At 75.8% G+C, this 18,445-nt stretch carries 9 protein-coding genes; all 9 read right to left on the reverse strand.

The features are described from left to right. Window positions 1-29: 29 nt before the first annotated feature. Genes Voc01_RS29305 through Voc01_RS29345 form a run of 9 tightly spaced genes read right to left on the reverse strand, consistent with a single transcriptional unit; the run spans window position 30 to window position 18,417 of the window. The gene (locus tag Voc01_RS29305) at window positions 30-2,030 is read right to left on the reverse strand and encodes a YehQ family protein (protein ID WP_203930814.1); all 2,001 of its coding nucleotides are present in this window, start codon (window positions 2,028-2,030) and stop codon (window positions 30-32) included. Next, window positions 2,027-3,208, reverse strand: coding sequence for a VWA domain-containing protein (locus Voc01_RS29310; protein WP_203930815.1), 1,182 nt, complete (start codon window positions 3,206-3,208; stop codon window positions 2,027-2,029). Before Voc01_RS29310 ends, Voc01_RS29305 begins: the two co-directional genes overlap by 4 nt. Then, window positions 3,205-5,496, reverse strand: coding sequence for a DUF5682 family protein (locus Voc01_RS29315; RefSeq protein ID WP_203930816.1), 2,292 nt, complete (start codon window positions 5,494-5,496; stop codon window positions 3,205-3,207). The genes Voc01_RS29310 and Voc01_RS29315 overlap by 4 nt, the downstream gene beginning before the upstream one ends. Then, window positions 5,496-6,614, reverse strand: a complete 1,119-nt coding sequence (locus tag Voc01_RS29320) for an ATP-binding protein (RefSeq protein WP_203930817.1) — start codon at window positions 6,612-6,614, stop codon at window positions 5,496-5,498. The genes Voc01_RS29315 and Voc01_RS29320 overlap by 1 nt, the downstream gene beginning before the upstream one ends. Further along, window positions 6,611-9,868: a DUF4132 domain-containing protein gene (locus Voc01_RS29325; protein ID WP_203930818.1), complete on the reverse strand. Its 3,258-nt coding sequence runs from the start codon at window positions 9,866-9,868 to the stop codon at window positions 6,611-6,613. The genes Voc01_RS29320 and Voc01_RS29325 overlap by 4 nt, the downstream gene beginning before the upstream one ends. Further along, the gene (locus Voc01_RS29330; RefSeq protein ID WP_203930819.1) at window positions 9,865-13,086 is read right to left on the reverse strand and encodes a DUF4132 domain-containing protein; all 3,222 of its coding nucleotides are present in this window, start codon (window positions 13,084-13,086) and stop codon (window positions 9,865-9,867) included. Before Voc01_RS29330 ends, Voc01_RS29325 begins: the two co-directional genes overlap by 4 nt. Beyond that, window positions 13,083-16,661: a DUF4132 domain-containing protein gene (locus Voc01_RS29335; RefSeq protein WP_203930820.1), complete on the reverse strand. Its 3,579-nt coding sequence runs from the start codon at window positions 16,659-16,661 to the stop codon at window positions 13,083-13,085. The genes Voc01_RS29330 and Voc01_RS29335 overlap by 4 nt, the downstream gene beginning before the upstream one ends. Continuing rightward, window positions 16,583-17,668 carry an acyltransferase family protein gene (locus Voc01_RS29340; protein ID WP_203930821.1) on the reverse strand — a complete coding sequence of 362 codons (1,086 nt, stop codon included), beginning with the start codon at window positions 17,666-17,668 and terminating at the stop codon, window positions 16,583-16,585. Before Voc01_RS29340 ends, Voc01_RS29335 begins: the two co-directional genes overlap by 79 nt. Continuing rightward, on the reverse strand, window positions 17,665-18,417 hold the full coding sequence (locus Voc01_RS29345; RefSeq protein WP_203930822.1) for an alpha/beta fold hydrolase: 753 nt from the start codon (window positions 18,415-18,417) through the stop codon (window positions 17,665-17,667). The genes Voc01_RS29340 and Voc01_RS29345 overlap by 4 nt, the downstream gene beginning before the upstream one ends. Between the last annotated feature and the right edge of the window lie 28 nt (window positions 18,418-18,445).

Consider the following 18,445-nt stretch of genomic DNA (forward strand, 5'->3'; position numbering starts at 1 on the left):
GCCACCGGTCACCGCGCCGCTCGGCACGGTCAACGCAGATCCGACGTCACCGCCAGCCGCAGCCACGCGTCCACCCAGGCCGTCACCGCGTCGTCCGCCGGCCCGGCCCTCAGCGTCTCCGCGAACCCGGAGACGGCCCGGCCGGCCCGGCCGAGCCCGACCCGCGACAACTCCCCCGCCGCGGCCGAGACCCGCTCCCCGAACCCGGCCGGCAGGTGGTCGAGCCCCCGGTGCGCGACCTCCGCCAGCACCGACATCGCGCCCTCGACCGCGACGTCGATCGGGTCGGCGGCCGGCGGCACGCCCGGGGAGACGACGACGCCCGTCTCGTCCACGGCGAGGTCCGGGACCACCACCCGACCGTCGACCGCCACCGCCAGCGGATCGACGACGACCGCACCGGCGTGCCGGCGCAGTGGCCCGCTGACGAACCGCGGCCGCCCGTACTCGCCCCGCAGCGCGCGGGCGAGGGAGTCCAGGCCGCCCGGTGCGGTGGGCCGGTACGTCGACGACACCACGCCGGTCCAGCCCTCGCGGTCGGCGATCACCGCGTCGAGCCGCTGCGCGCCGGGCGCGTACGACAGCTCCCGCACCTCCGCGATCTCCACCACCCGCACCAGCTCCGCCTCGACGCGCGGACGCACGAACCGCGGCGGCAGGCCGTCGAGCTCCTCGGCGACCGCCATCAGGTCGCGCACCACGAGGCTCGACGGCAGCTCGTGCCACGCCCCGGCCGACGGGCCGACCGTGGTCTTCGCGATGTTCCCCGTACCCAGGCGTACGGCGCGGCTGGCGCTGCGCACCGCCGACTCGGTGACCACCGACCCGGCCGCCAGTGCCGCCACCGTGGCCCCGCCGACCCGCCGGCCGGCGACCCGCTCACCGAACGACGCGACCGTCCACAGTCGACGGACGACCAGCACCGTGGCGCTGTCCGGGTGGGCGAGGAAGATCTCCACCACCCGCTCGGTCTCGGAGCCGCGGACGCGGCAGCCCAGCCCGTCCAACCGCAGCCGCCGCAGCGGGGTCTGCGCCGCCTCCTCGGTGCCCAGGATCCGCGACCGCAGCCCGGATCCGCCGCCGCCTACCGCCCGGTGCCGGGCGTGCAGCTCGGTGACCAGGTCGGCCAGCAGGTCGGGGCGGTACCGCGTGCTGCGGTCGGCGTACGCGGCGAGCTGTTCGGCCAGGTCGTCGACGGCCAGCAGCGGCCACCGCAGCCCGGCCGCGTCGAGCGTGCGCCGCACGGCGGCGACCGGGCCGGCGAGCCCCGCGCCGGCGTGCACCGCGCCGGTCCGCAACACGTCCGCTCCGAGCGCGACCGCCTCCACCAGCCCGGCCTCGACGGCGTCCGCGACCTCACCGACCTGGACCTGCACCTGCACGTCGGCCGCACCGGGATGCCGCTCGTCGGCCACGCGGAACGCCCACACGGCCAACGCGATCACGTCGTCGCGCGCGCCCTTCACCGCATCGGTGTGCGTGAATCCCAGGTCGCCGGGCACCAGGAACCGCACCGAACACGAGCTCAGCTCCGCGCGCGGCGCCGGGTCGGTCGCGGTCGCCCGCACCACCCGCGCCACGTAACCGGCCCGCGCCGCCCGCCGGGCCGCGGTCATCAGTCGTCGCCCTATCCGCGCCTCGAGCTGTTCGTCGGTGAACGTCCCCGGCGTCCATCCGTCGCTCGCGCTCTTGTCAGATGACGCACGTGGTGGTGACGCCCCTGTGTCAGCGTCGCGTGGCAACGCCGTACCCGGGTCGGACGCCGCAGAGCCCTGGTACGCCAGCACCACCACGAGCACGTGCCGGCACACCCCGCTCGCCCCGCATGTGCATGTCGCCGCGTCGAGCCCGCCCCCGACCGGCACCGTCGTGACGATCCCGTCGGCCGACGTGCCGGTGAGCGTGCCGTCGTCGGCGAGCACCAGTGCGGGCGCCGCCGCCTCGACCTCCTTGGAGGCCCGCTTGACCAGCCCCCGGTTGGTGAGCGTGGTCAACGCGTCGGTGGTCAACGCGAGCAGGTCGGCCCTCATCGCCCGACCCGTTCGGCCACGAACGCCGCCAGCTCGCCGGGGGTCATCGCGCCGATGTGCGCACCGAGGTCGGCGAGGCTCTGGGCGAGCTCGCGGTCGTAGCTGGGGTTCGCCTCCTCGTCGAGGGCGGCGAGGCCGAGCACGGTCGTCCCCTGTCCGACGAGGTCCTTGACGGTACGCCGCAGCGCCGCCTCGCTGCCGCCCTCGTAGAAGTCGGTGATCACCACGAGGATGGCCCGCCGGGGCTGCTCGACGAGCTGCGCACCGTACGCCACCGCACGGGCGATGTCGGTGCCGCCGCCGAGCTGCACCTTCATGAGCAGCTCGACCGGGTCGTCGACGTCGCTGGTCAGGTCGACGACCTCGGTGTCGAACGCGACCAGGTGCGTCTGTACCCCGGGCAGCCCCCACAGGCACGCCGCCGTGACCGCGGAGTGGATCACCGACGACACCATCGACCCCGACTGGTCGACGATGAGGATGACCTGCCAGCGCTCCAGGTGCCTGCGCGTGCGCGACAGGAAGTGCGGGGTCTGCACCGCGATCCGGCGCCGCTGCGGGTCGTAGTGTTCGAGGTTGTCGCGGATGGTGCGCCGCACGTCGAAGTTGCGGGCCAGCTTGAAGCGGCTGGGCGTGCGCGACCGCGGCCCGGAGAACGCGACCCGCACCTCGCGGGCCAGCTTCTCGACCAGCTCCCGCACCACCTTCTCGACGATGCGGCGCGCGAGCCGCAGCACGTCGGCGTTCATCAGGTGCTTCGTGCGCAGCACCGCCTTGAGCAGCGTGGCGTTGGGCTCGATCCGCGACAGCACGTCGGGGTTGGTGACCACGTCGAGGATCTCGTACCGCTCGACCGCGTCGCGTTCCAGCCGCTCGATGGTCTCGCGTGGGAACAGCCGCGTGATCGCGTCGAGCCAGTCGACGGTGGTCAGCTGCGACGGTCCGCTGCCCCCTTCGCGTCCGCCCGGGCCCCCGTCGTCGCCCCAGCCGTCGCCCCGGCCCGCTCCCGGTCCGCGCCTGACGCCCCGTTTCGCCAGGTCCTCGTCGCGGCCGTACAGCCAGTCGAGCGCGGCGTCGCGTCCCGCCCCGTCACCGGACAGCCCGCCCCCGCCGCAGACGGCGCCGCCGGCCTCCCCCAGCACCAGCCGCCACCGCTCCAGCCCCGGATCCAGGGTCATGCCAGGCCCTCCCGGGCGAGTACGGTGTCGACGCGGTGCTCCAGGGTCCGCGCGCGGAGCAGGGTGTCCGGGTCGACGGTCTGGCGGAGGAAGGCCCGGGCCGTCCCCCGGTGGCCGCGGCGCGTGAGGATGAGGCCGGCGATGACCTCGCGTTCGCGGGGTGGGAACCAGCTGAACGCCTGCCGCAGGGCGGGCAGGGCGACCAGGAAGTCGTGCTCGGGCATGCCGTCGACGAGGTCGTCGAGCAGGGTGATCACCCCGTCGGCGTGCAGGACCTCCTCGCGCGCGAGCGCGAACAGCCCCGCGAGCCAGTCGCCGACGGTGTCCGGCAGGGCCGCGCTGCGGACGGCGGTCGCCGCGTCACCGGCGGGCGCGCCGAGCGACCATGTGAACCCGAACGCGGCGCCGCGCAGGTCGGGCGGTGCGGTGCGGTCGACGGCGATGCGCGCCATGACGTCGAGCGCCGGTCCACGGTCGGCGCCGACGGCGTCGCCGGCGTGCACGACCGCGTCGCGGGTCGCCACCAGGGCGTTCAGCCGCGCCGGGTCGGCCGGCGCGGGTCCTCCGTGCAGGCCCTCGGCGAGCCACAGCACCCGGCGCACCGCCGCGCCGATCACCCGCCCGAAGGCGGGGCTGCGCGCGGTGCCGAGCAGCCGGTCGTGCCGCCACAGCATCAGGGTGACGGTGAGCACCGCGCCGAGCGGGCCGAGGTGGGGCGCGGCGCCGACGGACGCGTCGATGCGGCGCAGGATCCGGTCGGACACCGTGCCGATGCCGCACAGCGCGGCGTCGAACAGGGCGCCGGCCAGCACCTCGACGTCGCCGCTGGCCTCGGCGCGCTCCTCGATCCGCGCGGTGGCGGCGGCGTCGAGGGTGCCGCCGTACGCGCCGGCCTCGATGAGGGCGGGAAGCCTTTCGGTGACGGGCGTGAGCGTCCACCGCTCCTCGAACACCGGGTCGGCGCCGGTGGTGGGGCCGGACTCCCGCCGTACGCCGGGGATCCGCAGCACGCGCAGGCGGTGCAGCACCCGGCTGGCGGCGCGGCCCGGGCCGGTGGTGAGGTCGAGGTCGACGGTGCGGGCGCCGTCGAGGTGGTGGCGCTCCAGTTCGGCCTCGACGTCGTGCACCAGCGGCGGCAGCGGGGTGTCGGGGTGCAGCCGGCCGACCCGGTCACCGCTGAGGGCCGCCACCATCTCGACCACCACCGGATGGCTGCCCGCCCGCAGCGTGCCCCGCGACGACCAGGGCAGCGGCACGTCGAGCGCCTCGCCGACGAGCGTGGCGGCGAGCCCGTCGAGCACGTCGGTGCGGGCCGGGTACCGGTGGCCGCGCACCATCGCGAGCCCGCTCGCCGTCGCCCGCGCGGCGATCAGCGACGCGGTGGACACGTGCTGGCTCCGCGCGCGCAGCCGGGCGACGACGGCGCCGGTGAGCCGGTCGGCGGCGGCCTGCGGCCCGTGGTCCCACAGGTCCTGGTAGTAGGCCGGCGACGGCATGCCGGACTGGTAGCCGTCGAACGCGTCGAGGCGGCGGAACGAGTAGGGCACCAGGTAGCTGCCGCCGACCGCGTCGTCGGGCGGGCGGGGCACGTCGGGCCAGCCGCTCCCGGTCCCCTCGAGGTCCCTGACCAGACGCATGAGCGCGGGCCGGTGGAACCCGCCGGTGACGACGACCACGGGCCGACCGCCGGCGTCGGCCGCGGCCGCCCGGATCCAGCGCGCCATGTACGCCTCGCGGGCCGTGTCGTCGTCGCCGGCCGCACCGTCGCCGCGCACCAGGTCGAAGTACGCGGCGAGCCGGTCGGCGAGCCCGTCGGACCCGTCGATCTCGATCAGGTGGTCCCACAACGAGTCGACGTTGTCGACGGAGAACTCGGCGCACAGCCGCTCGACCACCGTGGCGTACCGCTGCTCGGCGTCGGCGTACCGGTTCGTGCGGTGGGCGAACGCCGGATGCCAGGCCGGCAGGTCGATGAACCGCAGCCGCGCGCCGACCGCGCGGCCGGCCGTGAACGCGACGTACTCCGGCGAGTACCCGCAGAACGGCGCCCACGAGCCGTGTGTCCGCTCCGGGTCGCGGTAGCTGCTGAAGATCGCGACCGGCAGCTCGTGGCCGAGCAACAGCTCCTCGATGCGCCCGTTGAGGTCGGCCGGCCCTTCGACCAGCACGTACGCCGGCCGCAACGCGGTGACCGTCGCCTCCACCAACCGCGCACACGCCGGCGAATGATGCCGCACCCCGACAAAGGTGACCCCCGAGCCGCCTCCGGGCACGCCGACCGTTTCCATCAGCCCGGGAGCAGGTGGCGGGCGGCGTGCAGTGCCGGCCACTGCCCGTCCCGACGCCATTTGACCTGCTGGTCGAGGTAGCGCCGCAGCTTCGCCAGGTCCTCCGCGTTGTCCTTGGCCGCCGTGCCGGCCAGGCACGACACCAGGTCCTCCGCGGTGCCGGCCTCGCCGCGCAGGAACCAGCCCCGCACCCCGACGGCGTGCGCCACCGACACCGCCTCCGCGGTGCTCATCACGGTGCTCAGGCGCTCCATCGCGTCGCCGCGCCCCGACTGGCCGGTGCGCAGCTCCCGGAACGTGGTGACCAGCACCTCCAGCACGTCACGCCGCGGCGCGACCGTGACCCCCGACCGGCGCAGCAGCGCTCCCGCCTCCGCCTCCACGAGCGCCAGCTCGGTCTGGAGGTCGGCGATCGGGAACACGGTCTCGAAGTTGAACCGCCGCTTGAGCGCGGCGCTCATCTCGTTGACGCCCCGGTCGCGGGTGTTGGCGGTGGCGATGATGTTGAACCCGTCGCGGGCGAACACCATCGAGCCGTCGCCTCCCTCGGCGGCCGACCAGCGGTTGCTGCCGCCGCTCAGCTCGGGGATCGCGAGCACCCGGTCGCTCAGGGGCGAGAGCAGGCAGTCCTGCACCTCCAGGGGGCACCGGGTGATCTCCTCGAACCGCACCGTGCGTCCCTCGGCCATGCCGCGCAGCAGCGGCGCCGGCACCAGCGACCGCTCCGACGGCCCTTCGGCGACCAGCAGCGCGTAGTTCCACGAGTAGCGGATCGAGTCCTCGGTGGTGGCGGCCCCGCCCTGGATCGTGAGTGTCGAGTCGCCGCTGACCGCCGCGGCCAGGATCTCCGACAGCAGCGACTTCGCCGTGCCGGGCTCGCCGACGAGCAGCAGCCCCCGGTTGGTGGCCAGGGTGACCAGCGCCCGGTCGATCAGCGACGGATCGCCGACGAACTTGCGGCTGATCCCGTCCCGTTCGTCGCCGACGACGAACCGGCGGGCGGCGGTGAGGCTCAACGCCCAGCCGGGCGGCCGTTCGCCGTCGTCGGCGGCCCGCAGGCGGGCCAGTTCGTCGGCGTACCGCACCTCGGCCGGCGGCCGTTGTACGCGAAGTGTCATCGGACAACGTCCTCCAGGTCGCGGATCAGCTCCGACGCCGCGATGTCGTCGAGCGTGCCCATCGGGAGCGGGCCGTCGGACGACCACGGGTCGCCGCCCGGCCACCGGATCACGACCTCGTCGATGCACTGCTCGGTGATGCCCATCGGCTGGAGGACCGGGATACCGGGGTCGATCATGATCATCAGGGTACTGCCCGGGAGGGCCCGTTCGAACCAGGGTCGCAGACCGCCCTCGCGCACGTCACCCCACTGCCAGCCGCGCCGTTCCAGCGCGAGCAGCCGGCCGGTGTGCACCACCCGGCCCTTCCAGCGCAGCAGCGCCGGCGCGGCGCGTTCGGCCGCGGTGAGGGCGAACGTCTCCCGGTCGAGCTGCGGGAACGGTTGCAGGATCTCGTAGTCGGCGAACACCTCCGCCCATTCCTTGCCGGCCGGCCCGAGGTCGACCGGGTGCGCGATCCGCACGGTCGCGTCGGCGGGGAGCGCCCAGACGTCGTCGCCGGAGTCGGCGAACGTGCCGTCCTCGGCCACCCGGAACGTCTCGCCGGTGTCGGTGCCCCACACCAGCCGACGGACGAGGTGACGCACCAGCGGGTGCCCGGCCAGGTGGGTGCGGAAGTCGGCGGCCGACCACCGCCGCTGGTCGACCATCGCCCGTTCGAGCCGGCGGATCTGGTCGCCGGCGGCGGTGCGCACGTCCTTCTTCAGCCCGGCGAACCGCTTCACGGCCGCCGGCGCGCGGTCGGGGTCGTCCTTCGCGCCCGGTTTCGGTAGCGCGGAACGCCGCCGGCCGGTGCCGTCGACGACGTACGGCCGCAGCTGCTCGTCGAACCCGACACCGAACGACCGCGGCCCGAAGTCGAGCACCAGGCCCCCGTTCGCGTCGAGGCCGAAGTCGGGCACCACCCGGTCGGCCAGCTCGGTGAGGGTCAGGCCGCGGTCGGTGGCGATCTCGGCGATCCGCGTGCGCGCGTGCTCCCGGACCCGGTTGTGCCGCGTCTTCTCCGCGATCCCGTACAGGTGCATGAGCGCGACGTCGGTGCCGATCGCGCGGAGCACGTCGAGCCCGACGAACGCGCGCGGGTAGCCGCCGCCGCTCGGCCACGACCGGATCACCGGGCTCAGCCGGCGCACCGTCTCGTCGTCTCCGATCAGTCCCAACGCCGGCAGCACCCAGTTGTCGCGGCTCGGCATGCCCGCGCGCACCCACCGCTCGAACAGCGCCCAGCCGAGGTCGGCCGCGTCGCAGGCCGCCCGCACGTCCGCGACGCCCGCGTACGGGGCGTCGAGCCGCGACATCGCGAGCATCGTGCAGAGGTGCCGCACCGCGTCGGCGGGCAGCACGCCGCCGCCGTCGCGCAGCCGCACCGGCGGCAGCAGCCGCGGGTCGATCCAGGTGGGCAGCGTCGGGATCTTCGCCGGCAGCACGTCGAGCGGGTCGGTGTCGAGGAGCGCGGCGATGCCGTCGGCGGCCGCCGGGCCGTACCCGGCCGCGGCCTCCCGGATGGTGACGTCGTGACCGCGTGCGGCCAGCATCCGCAGCGTCTCCTCCGCGTCGCGACGGGAGCACGCGGACCCGCCGGGTTCCAGCGGGGCCAGCGCCAGCGGGACGAGGGCTCGGGCGGCCACCGCCGCGTGCCGGTCGAGCCACTCCACCGCCGGGGCGCGGCCGGCCCGGCGCCGCGCGTACCACCCGGCCATCATCGGGGCGAGGTCGCCGCTCGCGTACGGCATGAGGTACCGCGCCACTCCCGACGGGTACTCCTCCGCCCGCGCGCGCATGAACTCCAGCACGTCGAGCCCGAAGCGCGCCACGACGACCGGCATCCACCGGTCGGGCTCCGGGACGTACGAGCGCATCCGGTCGGCGAGCGCCGACCGGACGGCCCCGACGGGTCCCCAGGCGACGAGCGTCAGCCTCTGGTGCGCCGTCGGCGGTCCGCCGTCGTCGCGGGTGGTCGCGATCGCGTCGCGGTGGGCCAGCCACTCCTCCCGCTCGCCGGGCCGCCACGCCATCGCGTTCTCCGGCTCCGCGGCGAGCCCGGTGACCACCGCCGGCGCCGGCCGCTCCCCCGCGACCGTCCACGGTGGAGCGACCAGCACCCGGGGCAGCGCATCCGGGCCGACGACGGTGGTGGCGGCCCCGTCGCGGATCCGCTCGACCCGCTGCGCCGCCTCGGCCGGCAGCGCCGGCAGGACCCGGTCGACGACGTCGGGCCGGGTGAGCACCAGCTCGCGCAGGAGCTGCCTGTCGCGTCCCCCGGCGGCGAGCAGCCGCAGCGCCCGGTGCGGGAACCGCCGCGTCGCCTCCGCCAGGAACGGCCGGGCGGCCCGGTCGAGCAGCATCCGGTACGCGTCGTCGGTGGGCACCCGGGCCAGCGCCGACAGCAGCAGCCGCACGGTGGCCGGGTCGAACCCGACGCGGTCGACCCACGCGTCGAGGACCGGCGCGACCGCCGGCCCGACCCCGTCGAGGAGGGTCGCGACGACCTCCGGGCGACCGACGAGCGCGAGCGGGGGCAGGTCACGCGCGAGGCCGCCGGCCCGGTCGGCGTCGCGCACCGCGTGCAGCAGCAGCCAGCCCTCGCCGCCGGCCCGCCGGCCGGTGAGCGCCACGTCGGCCTCGACCCAGTCGGTGCGGTCGGGCACGAGGAACGACGTGGCGGCCCGCTGCGGGAGCACCCCGCCCCGGTACGCGGCCAGCGCGTCGACCACCTGCCGGTGCCCGTCGGCGGACACCGTGCCGAGGTGACGGCGCACGTGCCCGGCGAACCCGGCCCACGGCGGCGGGACCTCGGCCGGCCCGTCGGCGGCGGTGCGGCGGCGGATCACCGGTGCCCGTCCCGCCGCCGGAGCACCGGTCCACAGCCCGCCGAGCTCGGCGACGGTCTGCGCGGCGAACACCGGCCCGTACCGCACGACCAGCAGGTCGGCGACGCCGTCGATCTCGTCGCGTTCGGTGCCGGTGACCGCGGCGAGGCTCGCGAGGACCGCGACGGCCACCCCGAACGGCGTCTGCCCCGTGCCCGCGTCGTCGGACCGCGTGACGACCGGGATGGCCCGCAGCCCCGCCTCGACCACGTCGGGTTCGTGGCCGGGCCGTTCCAGCGCCACCCGCACCCGGTTGCCCCGCCGGGCGAGCGCCGACGCGTCGGCCTCCGGCGCCGGCCCGGGCGGAGGGACGCGGATCCCGCCGCGCCGCGGCAGCACCCTGCGCCGCCACGCCGGCGGCCACTCGAACCGGTCTTCGCTCATCGTCTGCTTCCCTGTGCGAGGACGTGGGTGAGGTCGCGCAGCACCTCGGACCGGCTCACCGGGTGGAGCCGCTCGAACGCGATCTCGTCGACGCCCGAGCGGACGTCGATCCGCGCCGCGGTCTGGGGCGCGGCCGGGTCGAACCCGCCGAGGAACTCCATGCCGGGGTCGAACCAGACGCTGACGCTGGTCTGGCCGGGCAGGGCGAGCCGGAAGGAGTGGCCGCGGTCGGGGTCGTCGAGCTCCCAGCCGCGGCTGCGCAGGCCGAGCGCCCGGCCGCCGGTGGTGGTGCGCCCGACGAAGCGGTCGAGCGGTTCGGCCGACGTGTCGGTCTCGCGGCCGAGCTGCGGGAACGGTTGCAGGATCTGGTAGTCGGCGAACACCTCGGACCACGCCTTCACCGTGGCGCCGAGCTCGACCGGATGCGCCACGCCCACGAGCGCGTCGTCGGCGGGCGCGTACCGGTCGTCGTCGACGTCGGCGTAGGTGCGATCCTCGGCGATCCGGAACGCGTGCCCGTCGTCGGTGATCCAGACCAGCCGCCGGACGAGGTGCTGCAGCAGCGGGTGCGCGACGAACAGCGTGGCCAGCTCGGCACCGGGCCAGCGTCGCCGCCACACCATCGCCTTCTCGAACCGGCGTACCTGCTCGGCGGCGACCGTGCGCACCGACCGCTTCAACGCGGCGAACCGCGAGTACGCCGCCGGCGCGCGCTCCGGGTCGTCTTTCGCGGCGGGCTTCGGCACCGTCCTCAGACGGGCGCCGTGCGCGTCGGCGGTGTAGGGGCGCAACTGCTCGTCGAAGCCGACGACGAACCGCCGCGGACCGTAGTCGAGCGTCATGCGCCCGTCGCGGTCGAGGTCGAAGTCGGGCACCAGCCGGTCGGCGAGCTGCTCCGGGGTCAGCCCGCGGGCCTCGGCGACCGCCTCGATGCGCGCGCGGGCACCGCTGCGCAGCGACCACGTCTTCGCCTTGCGGGCGAACCGGTCGAGGTGCATCAGCGCCCGGTCGGTGCCGATCGCGCCGAGGATGTCGAGACCGAGCACCGCTCGCGCCTGCGCGCCGCTGCTCTGCCACCGCTCCAGCTGCGGCACCAGCCGCTCGACCGTGTCGTCGCCACCGACGAGGCCGAGCGCGGTGTAGACCCAGCGCTCGCGGGCCGGGTACCCGGCGTCGGCCCACCGGTCGGCCATCGCCCAGGCGAACGCCTCCAGCGAGGCGGGGTCGCAGGTCCCGCGGACGACGTCGACACCCGCGTACGGTTCGTCCACTGTGGACAGTGCGAGCGCGGTGCGGACGTGGATGACGGCGTCGGTGGGCAGCGCCCGCCCGTCGGGCACCCGCAGCGGCGGCAGCAGCCGCGGGTCGAGCCAGGCCGGCAGCGCCGGCACCCGGCCGGGGAGCAGGTGCAGCGGGTCGGTGCGCAGCAGGGTGTCGATGCCGTCGGCGGCCGGCTGGCCGTACCCGGCGGCGGCCGCCCGCACCTCGCCCTCGAAGCCCTCGGCGACGAGCAGGCGCAGCGCCTTCTCCGCCTGCCGCCGGGCCGGACCGGCCGCGCCGAGCGCCGGCGGGACGAGCGCCCGCGCGGCGACGCCGGGATGCCGGGTGAACCACTCCCCCGCCAACGCCTTCATCGACGCCAGCCGCAGCAGCCCGGCCATCAGCACCGCGACCTCGGTGGCGCCGTACGGCAGCAGCGGGGCTGAGTTGAATCGCGGCGCCTCCCGGGCCGGCGCGAGCACGGCGGGCAGGGCGTCGGCCCCGAACCGGACCGCCAGCAGCCACTGCGTGTCGCTGGTACCCCACGAGTCGCGGTTGACCGGAACCGGGATCCGGTGGGCGACGGGGCGGAGCACGTCGTCGGGCCACAGCGCGAGGTTGCGCAGCCGGTGCTCGTCGCAGCAGGTCTCCCCGGCGAGCAGCGACTCGACCTCGTCCGGCGTCACCGGCTTCGCGCCGCTGCGCAGCCGCTGGCGGGGGTCTGGCGCCGGCTCCCCCGGCGCCCACACCATCGAGACCTCGGGCGCGGCGACCAGCCCCTCGACGACCACGGGCCGCGCCCGCCGCTTGAGTGTCCACGGTGGACGGCGCAGCAGCGGCGGCAGCTCGTCGACCGGCACCCGACCGTCGTCGGTGCCGGCCGGCGACAGGTGGGCCCGGATCCGCGCTGCGGCGGCGTCGGGAAGGCCGGGCAGCACGCGCTCCGCGACGTCGGGCCGGGTGACGACGTGGTCGCGGAGCAGGTCGACGCCGCCGGCCCGGGCCAGCGCCGCCATCGCCCGCTCCGGCTCGCGCGTCATCACCCGCCGGACGAACGCCGTCGCGTACCGGCTCGGCTCCCGCGTGACCAGCGCGTCGAGCGCGGCATCCGACGGCAGCACGCTGAGCGCGGTCCACACCGGCTCGAGGGTGTCGCGCGTGTGCCGGTGGGCCACCCACGACTCGAGGACGGGCACCGCGTCGGTGCCGAGCACGTCGAGCAGCGTGGCCACCCCGCCGACGGTCGTCGGCCCGGCACCGGCCCGGGCGACGGCGGCCACCTGGGTGAACTGCTCGACCGTCGCCGCCGCGCCGAACAGGAGCAGCGCGTCGGGCAGCGCGCCCGACGAAGCCGCGTCGGCGCAGTCGGCGGCCACCCACGGGACCTGGTCGGGCACGAGGTACGACGTCAGGGCCCGCTGGGCGAACGGCCCGGCACGGTACGGCGCGAGCGCGGCGACGACCCGCACGTGGTCGGCGTCGGACACCGTGGCGAGGCGGACCCGCATCAGCCGGGCCACCCCGGACCAGTCGGCCCGCGGGTCCCAGCCGGTCCATCCGGTGAACCGCTCCAGCGAGAAGAACCGGCCGTAGCACCGCCCGGTCAGCCCCGCCAGCTCCGCGACCGTGCGCGCCGCGAACGCGGGCCCGTGCACGGAGAACACCACGTCGGCGAGGGCCGACCACGTCTCGTCGCCGGTGAGCCGCGGCGCGAGCAGCGCCGCCAGCCCGAGCGGGCTCGGGTCGCCGTCGAGGTACCGCAGCGCGGCCGCGTTCAGGTCGGGTACCGGATCGGGCGCCTCCAGGTGTGGCCGCAGGTTCTCCACCGCCGCGGTGAACAGGTGCCGGCCACCGTCGACGTCGAGCCGTGGCGGCACCGGGACCCCGCCGAGCCGGCCGCCACCGGAGCGCCGGGGCAGCACCTGGTCGAGCCAGCCCTTCGGCCAGGCCCACGTCACGAGGTCACCTCCGTGAGGTCACGCAGCAGCTCCGACGCCGCGACCGGACCGAGGACCCCGAACCGCGCGCCCTCCCGGTCGGTCACCCACCACCGGTCGGTGGGCCGTTTCAGCCACACCCGCACGATCCGCTGCTCGGCGAACATCCCCGGGTCGCCGACGACGATGCCGGGATCGACCTCCGCCACCACGACGAGGTCGCCGACCGGGAGCTGCAACCAGCCCTGCACGCCGTTGTCCTCCGGTGCCCCGCGCCGCCAGCCCCGCCGTTCCAGGGCGAGCAGCCGGGTGGTCGGCACGGTGACGTCGGTCCACCGGTCGAGCCGCCTCGCCGCGGCCTCGTCGTCGGTGAGCGCGTACGTCTCGCGGTCGAGCTGCCGGAACGGCGGCAGGAGCTCGTAGTCGGCGAACAGCCCGGACCACGCCGTGACCGTGTCGCCCAGGTCGAGCGGGTGCGCGACCCGGACGCGGTCGTCGTCGGCGACCGTGAACACCTCGTCGTCGACGTCGGCGAACGTCCGGTCCTCGGCCACCCGGAACGACGCGCCGTCGCCAGTGACCCAGACGAGCCGCCGCACCAGGTGCACCAGCAACGGGTGGCCCACGTACAGGTGGCGGAACTCGGCGCCGGTCCACTCGCGACCGGTCACCATCGCCCGTTCCCACCGGTGGAGCTGGTCGGCGGCGACGGTGCGCACGTCCTTCCTCAGCGCCGCGAACCGCGCCACGGCGGCCGTCGCCAGGTCGGGGTCGTCCTTCGCCGCCGGCTTCGGCAGCGCGGCCCGCCGGGCGCCTGAACCGTCGACGACGTACGGCCGCAGCCGCTCGTCGAACCCGACCGTGAACGACCGCGGCCCGAAGTCGAGCACCAGGCTCCCGTCGGCACCGAGTCCGAAGTCGGGCACCAGCCGGTCGGCCAGCTGGCCGGCGGTCAGCCCGAGGCCGGCGGCTACCTCGGTGATCTTCTCCTGCGCCCGCTCGCGCAGGCCCGCGAACTTCACGGAGGTCGCGATCCCGTTCAGGTGCATCAGCGCCACGTCGGTGCCGATGGCCGCCAGCACGTCGAGCGCGGCGACGGCGCGGGTGTGCCCGCCCTCCCCCGGCCAGACCCGGACCAGCGGCGCCAGCCGGCGGACCGTCTCGTCGTTACCGACCAGCCCCAGCGCCTGGAGCACCCACCCGGCCGTCTTCGGGTACCCGAGCTGCCGCCACCGGGTGAACGCCTCCCACCAGAAGCCGGCCAGCGACTCCGGATCGCAGGCGGCGACCACCTGCGCCACGCCCGCGTACGGTTCGGCGACCGTCGACAACGCGAACACGGTGCACAGGTGGCGCACCGCGTCGGGCGGCAGCGCGCCGGCGCCGTTGGCGAGGACGACCTGCGGCTGCAGCGCCGGATCGAGCCAGTCGGGCACGGCCGGCGGCCGCGCCGGCAGCACCTCGACGGGATCGGTGTCGATCAACGCCTGGACCGCGCCGAGCGCCGCCGTGCCGTGGTCGGCCGCGGCGGCCAGCACCTCGGCCCGGTGACCCGCGCCGGCGACCACCCGCAGCGCCCGTTCGGCGTTGCGCCGGGCCACCCCGACCTTCCCGACCGCGGCCGGTACCAGGGCGCGGGCGGCGACGCCCGGATGCCGCCTCAACCACACGGCCGCGTCGGCCCGCACGGTCCTGAGTCCGTACCAGCCGGCGACGAGCACCGCCACCTCGCTGGACGCGTACGGCATCAGCGCCGGCAGCAGGTCCCACGTGTGCTCGCGGGTCAGCGCGAGCAGCGTCGGCAGCACGTCGAGCTCGTACCGGCCGGCCAGCGCCGGGGCGACCGCGCCGATCTGCCACGCGGCGCGCGGCACCCAGCCGGCGAGCCGCGGCCGGGTGACCTCGTCGGGCGCGTGCACCATGATGGGGACCTCGGCCCGGCCCTGGTAGCGGGAGCGTCCGTCGAACTCGGTGGCCGCGAGCTCGGCCCAGCCGAACCCCTCGTTGTTCCCCCGCGTCAGGTCGGCGACCGACGCCTTCAGGGCCAGGAACGCCTCCCGTTCACCGGGTTCCCAGGCCATCGCCGCCTCGACCGGCGCGGTGAGCCCGCCGACGACGACCGGCTTCGCCGCCGGCTTCCGCCGCGCCCACGGCGGGTCGGCGAGCACCGGCGGCAGCGCCTCCACGGCCGCGACCGCGACCGCCGCGGCGCCGTCGACGATCGACCGGACCCGCGCGGCCGCCGCCGCCGGCAGGCCCGGCAGCGCCCGTTCCACCAGGTCGGGGTGGCCGAGCACGTGGGACCGCAGCAGCCCGGCCGCCGCCCGGTCGTCGGCCGGCGCGGCGGCGAGCAGGCGCAGCGCACGGACCGGGAACCGGTCGATCGCGTCGAGCAGCGCCGCCCGCGCATGCCGGTGGTCGGCCCGCGACAGGAGCAGCCGGAACGCCTCGTCGGTGGGCACGAGCGCGAGCGCCGTGCACACCTGCCGCACGACGTCGGCGGTCTGCTGGACCCGGTCGACCCACTCGGACAGCACCGGCGCGATCCCGGTGCCGACGCCCGTGATCAGCGTGGCCAGCAACGGCGGGTCGTGGCCGGCCTCGGTGAGCCGCCCGGCGGCGGTCATCGCCCGCACCTGGTCGGCGGTGTGCGCGGCGGCACCGAGCGCGTAACCGACGAGGTGGTAGGTGGTCGACGCCAGGTCGACGCAGTCGGCCGCGACCCAGTCGAGCCGGTCGGGCAGCAGGAACGAGGTGAGCGCGCGGTGGTGTTCGTGCCGCCCCGCGCGGTACCGCGTGAGGGCAGCGACCGCACCGTCGCGGTCGGGCCCGCCGGCCGCGGCGAGCAGCACGCGCGTCCGCACGGCCAGCGGGAACCAGTGCGGGAGGTAGTGGTCGGGGAACCCGGCGGTACCGACCCGCACCACACCGACCGCGTCGTCGAGGTAGCGGTTCGGACCCGCCAGCGCGAGCCCGCCCAGCTCGACGGTGGCCGCCGCGGCGAACCCGTACCCGAGCCGGGCGACCCAGTCGTCGGCGACCGGTGCCAGCAGGTCGCGGTCGCGGTACGGCACGACCGTGCCGGCCGCGACGATCAGCACGGCCGCCCCGAACGGGTCGTCGCCGCCACCGGCCGCCGCCAGCCGCGCGTCGAGGTAGGCCAGGCCGGCCGCACGCACGTCGGGACGCGTGATCACCCTGTGGAGCCGCTCGCGCAGCGCGTCGGCGTTGCGGCGCAGCAGGTCGAGCTCGGTTCCCGGCCGCGCCGGCGTGACGACGGGAACCTCCCGGTCGCGCCGGGGCCAGGCGGCCGCCCGCCACCGGTCCGGAAGAACCAGCGACTCCTCGTCGACGGTCTCCACCGGCGCCGTCACCGCAACGAGCGACATCGACGCGATCGGCCGGTAGCCCTTCGTCGCCTTCTCGGCGACCAGCTTCGCGAGGTGCGCCTCGGCCTCCGCGACCGAGCCGAACGTCGTCGCCCGGGCCTGCCCGGCGGTGCCGAGGCGCCCGAACCTCACGGTGACCGTGACGTCGTCGCGCCCGACCTCCCAGAACTTCGCGGACGCACCCGCGACCAGCTCGAACCGTTGCACGCCGTCCCCCTCGTCGCGCGTCTCCGATCGACGCGGGCCACCTTAGCGACCCCCACCGACAAATCGCGCCCCGTGACCCGCACCACCAACGCGAGCGCGAGACCGGCGACCACCCACCCGGTCACGACGGCCAGCAGCAACGCGCTGAGGTGGAACAGGTACACCGGCATCCCGTACCGGTTGAGCCGGTCGAGGATCCGGCCGGCCCGCGGCGTGGCGAGCGCCCGCGTCGCGAACGGTTGGACGAGCCTGATGAGACCGGCCTGGAGCGCGACCAGTGCCACGATCGCGACCGTCGGCGGCGACATGTTCGACCACTTCTCCGTGGAGACGCCCACCAGCCAGCCCGGGTACCCGAACACCACCACGAGCGTGGTCAGCCCGAGCACGCCGGCCGACAGCAGCCCGTACCCCACGGTCCGGCGGGCGGCGACGAGCCGGTCGTGGTGGAACCCGGCCTGGTGCGCCAGCATCCACACGACCACGAGGTTGACCCAGCCGACCCCGGGCAGCGCGAACCCGATCCGCAGCACGTCGACCACCACCGCGACGGCGCCGAGCACGGCGAGCGCGCCGAGGCCCAGCCGCCGGTGCAGCCACACCGCCACCGGCAGCAGGGCCACCAGCATCAGGTACACCGCGAGAAACCACAGTGGACTGAGCGCGAACTCCACCGTCGACCGGGCCCACTCCAGCCCGCCGAGCGCCGCGAGCACCGCGCCGATCACCGCCCAGCCGGCGAGCAGCGGGGCCACCAGGCGCAGCAGCCCGACGGTCCGCGACCGCACGTACCCCGGCCGGTACGCCTTCAGGTGCAGGCAGCCGCCGACGTAGAAGAACACCGGCATCACCTGCAGCACCCAGCTGGCGAGAAAGAGCCCCGGCGCCGAGACGCTCGGCCGGGTCGAGTAGGTCGACGGGTCCAGCGTGGTGCCGAACCAGTGCCAGGCCACCACGACCAGGAGGCTGCCGGCCCGGAGCGCGTCCAGGTAACGGTCCCTCTTCACAGCGACACCACCGCCTTCTCGTCGAGCACACCGGCGATGCTCGCGAGCGACACCGTCCCGGGTTGGAAGTAACCGTCGTGACCGTCGGCGTCGTGCACGTCGAGCGGCAGCGCGCCGAAGGCGGGGTCGGTGGGGTGGCGGCCGTGTCCGGCGCCGAACACCCGCAGCGGCGGGATCCGCCGGGTCCAGTCGTCGGGCGCGCTGCCCGCCCACAGCCGTGCGGTCGTGCGGAGGTCGGCGACCGAGTCGACGTCCATGCCGGGGCTGCCGATCGCGACGAGGTCGGTGACGGCCACCGGCAGCCGCGGCGCGGCGTACGCCAGCACGACGCTGCCGTAGCTGTGCCCGACCAGTACCACCGTCGCATGTGGAGGCAGGCCGGAGACGTACCGCACCAACGTGTCCGCCGCCGCGACCGCCCGCTCCGACCGGATCGCCGTGCGGCCGATCCCGCGCGGCGTGTCGTATCCGAGCCACGCCACGACGGCCGTACCGGGACCGGCGGCGTCGGCGAGCTGCCGCGCCTGCCACGCCGGCGACCGGCGCAGCACGCCACCGAGTCCACTGTGGAAGTTCGCGGGTGTCGTGTCGGCACCGGGTACCAGGACGGCGATCCGGGTCGCGGTCGACAGGTCACCGGCGACCGCGAGCACGGCCGCGGGAAGCGGCGACCGCGCCTCCGGCAGCCCGATCGCGAGCAGCGCGCCGATCACGAGGGCGGCGATGGTGCGCAGGATCCACGAGGTCATGTCGTGAAGCTATGGACGTGGATGCCCG

It is taken from the genome of Virgisporangium ochraceum, assembly GCF_016863655.1.
GTDB lineage: Bacteria > Actinomycetota > Actinomycetes > Mycobacteriales > Micromonosporaceae > Virgisporangium > Virgisporangium ochraceum.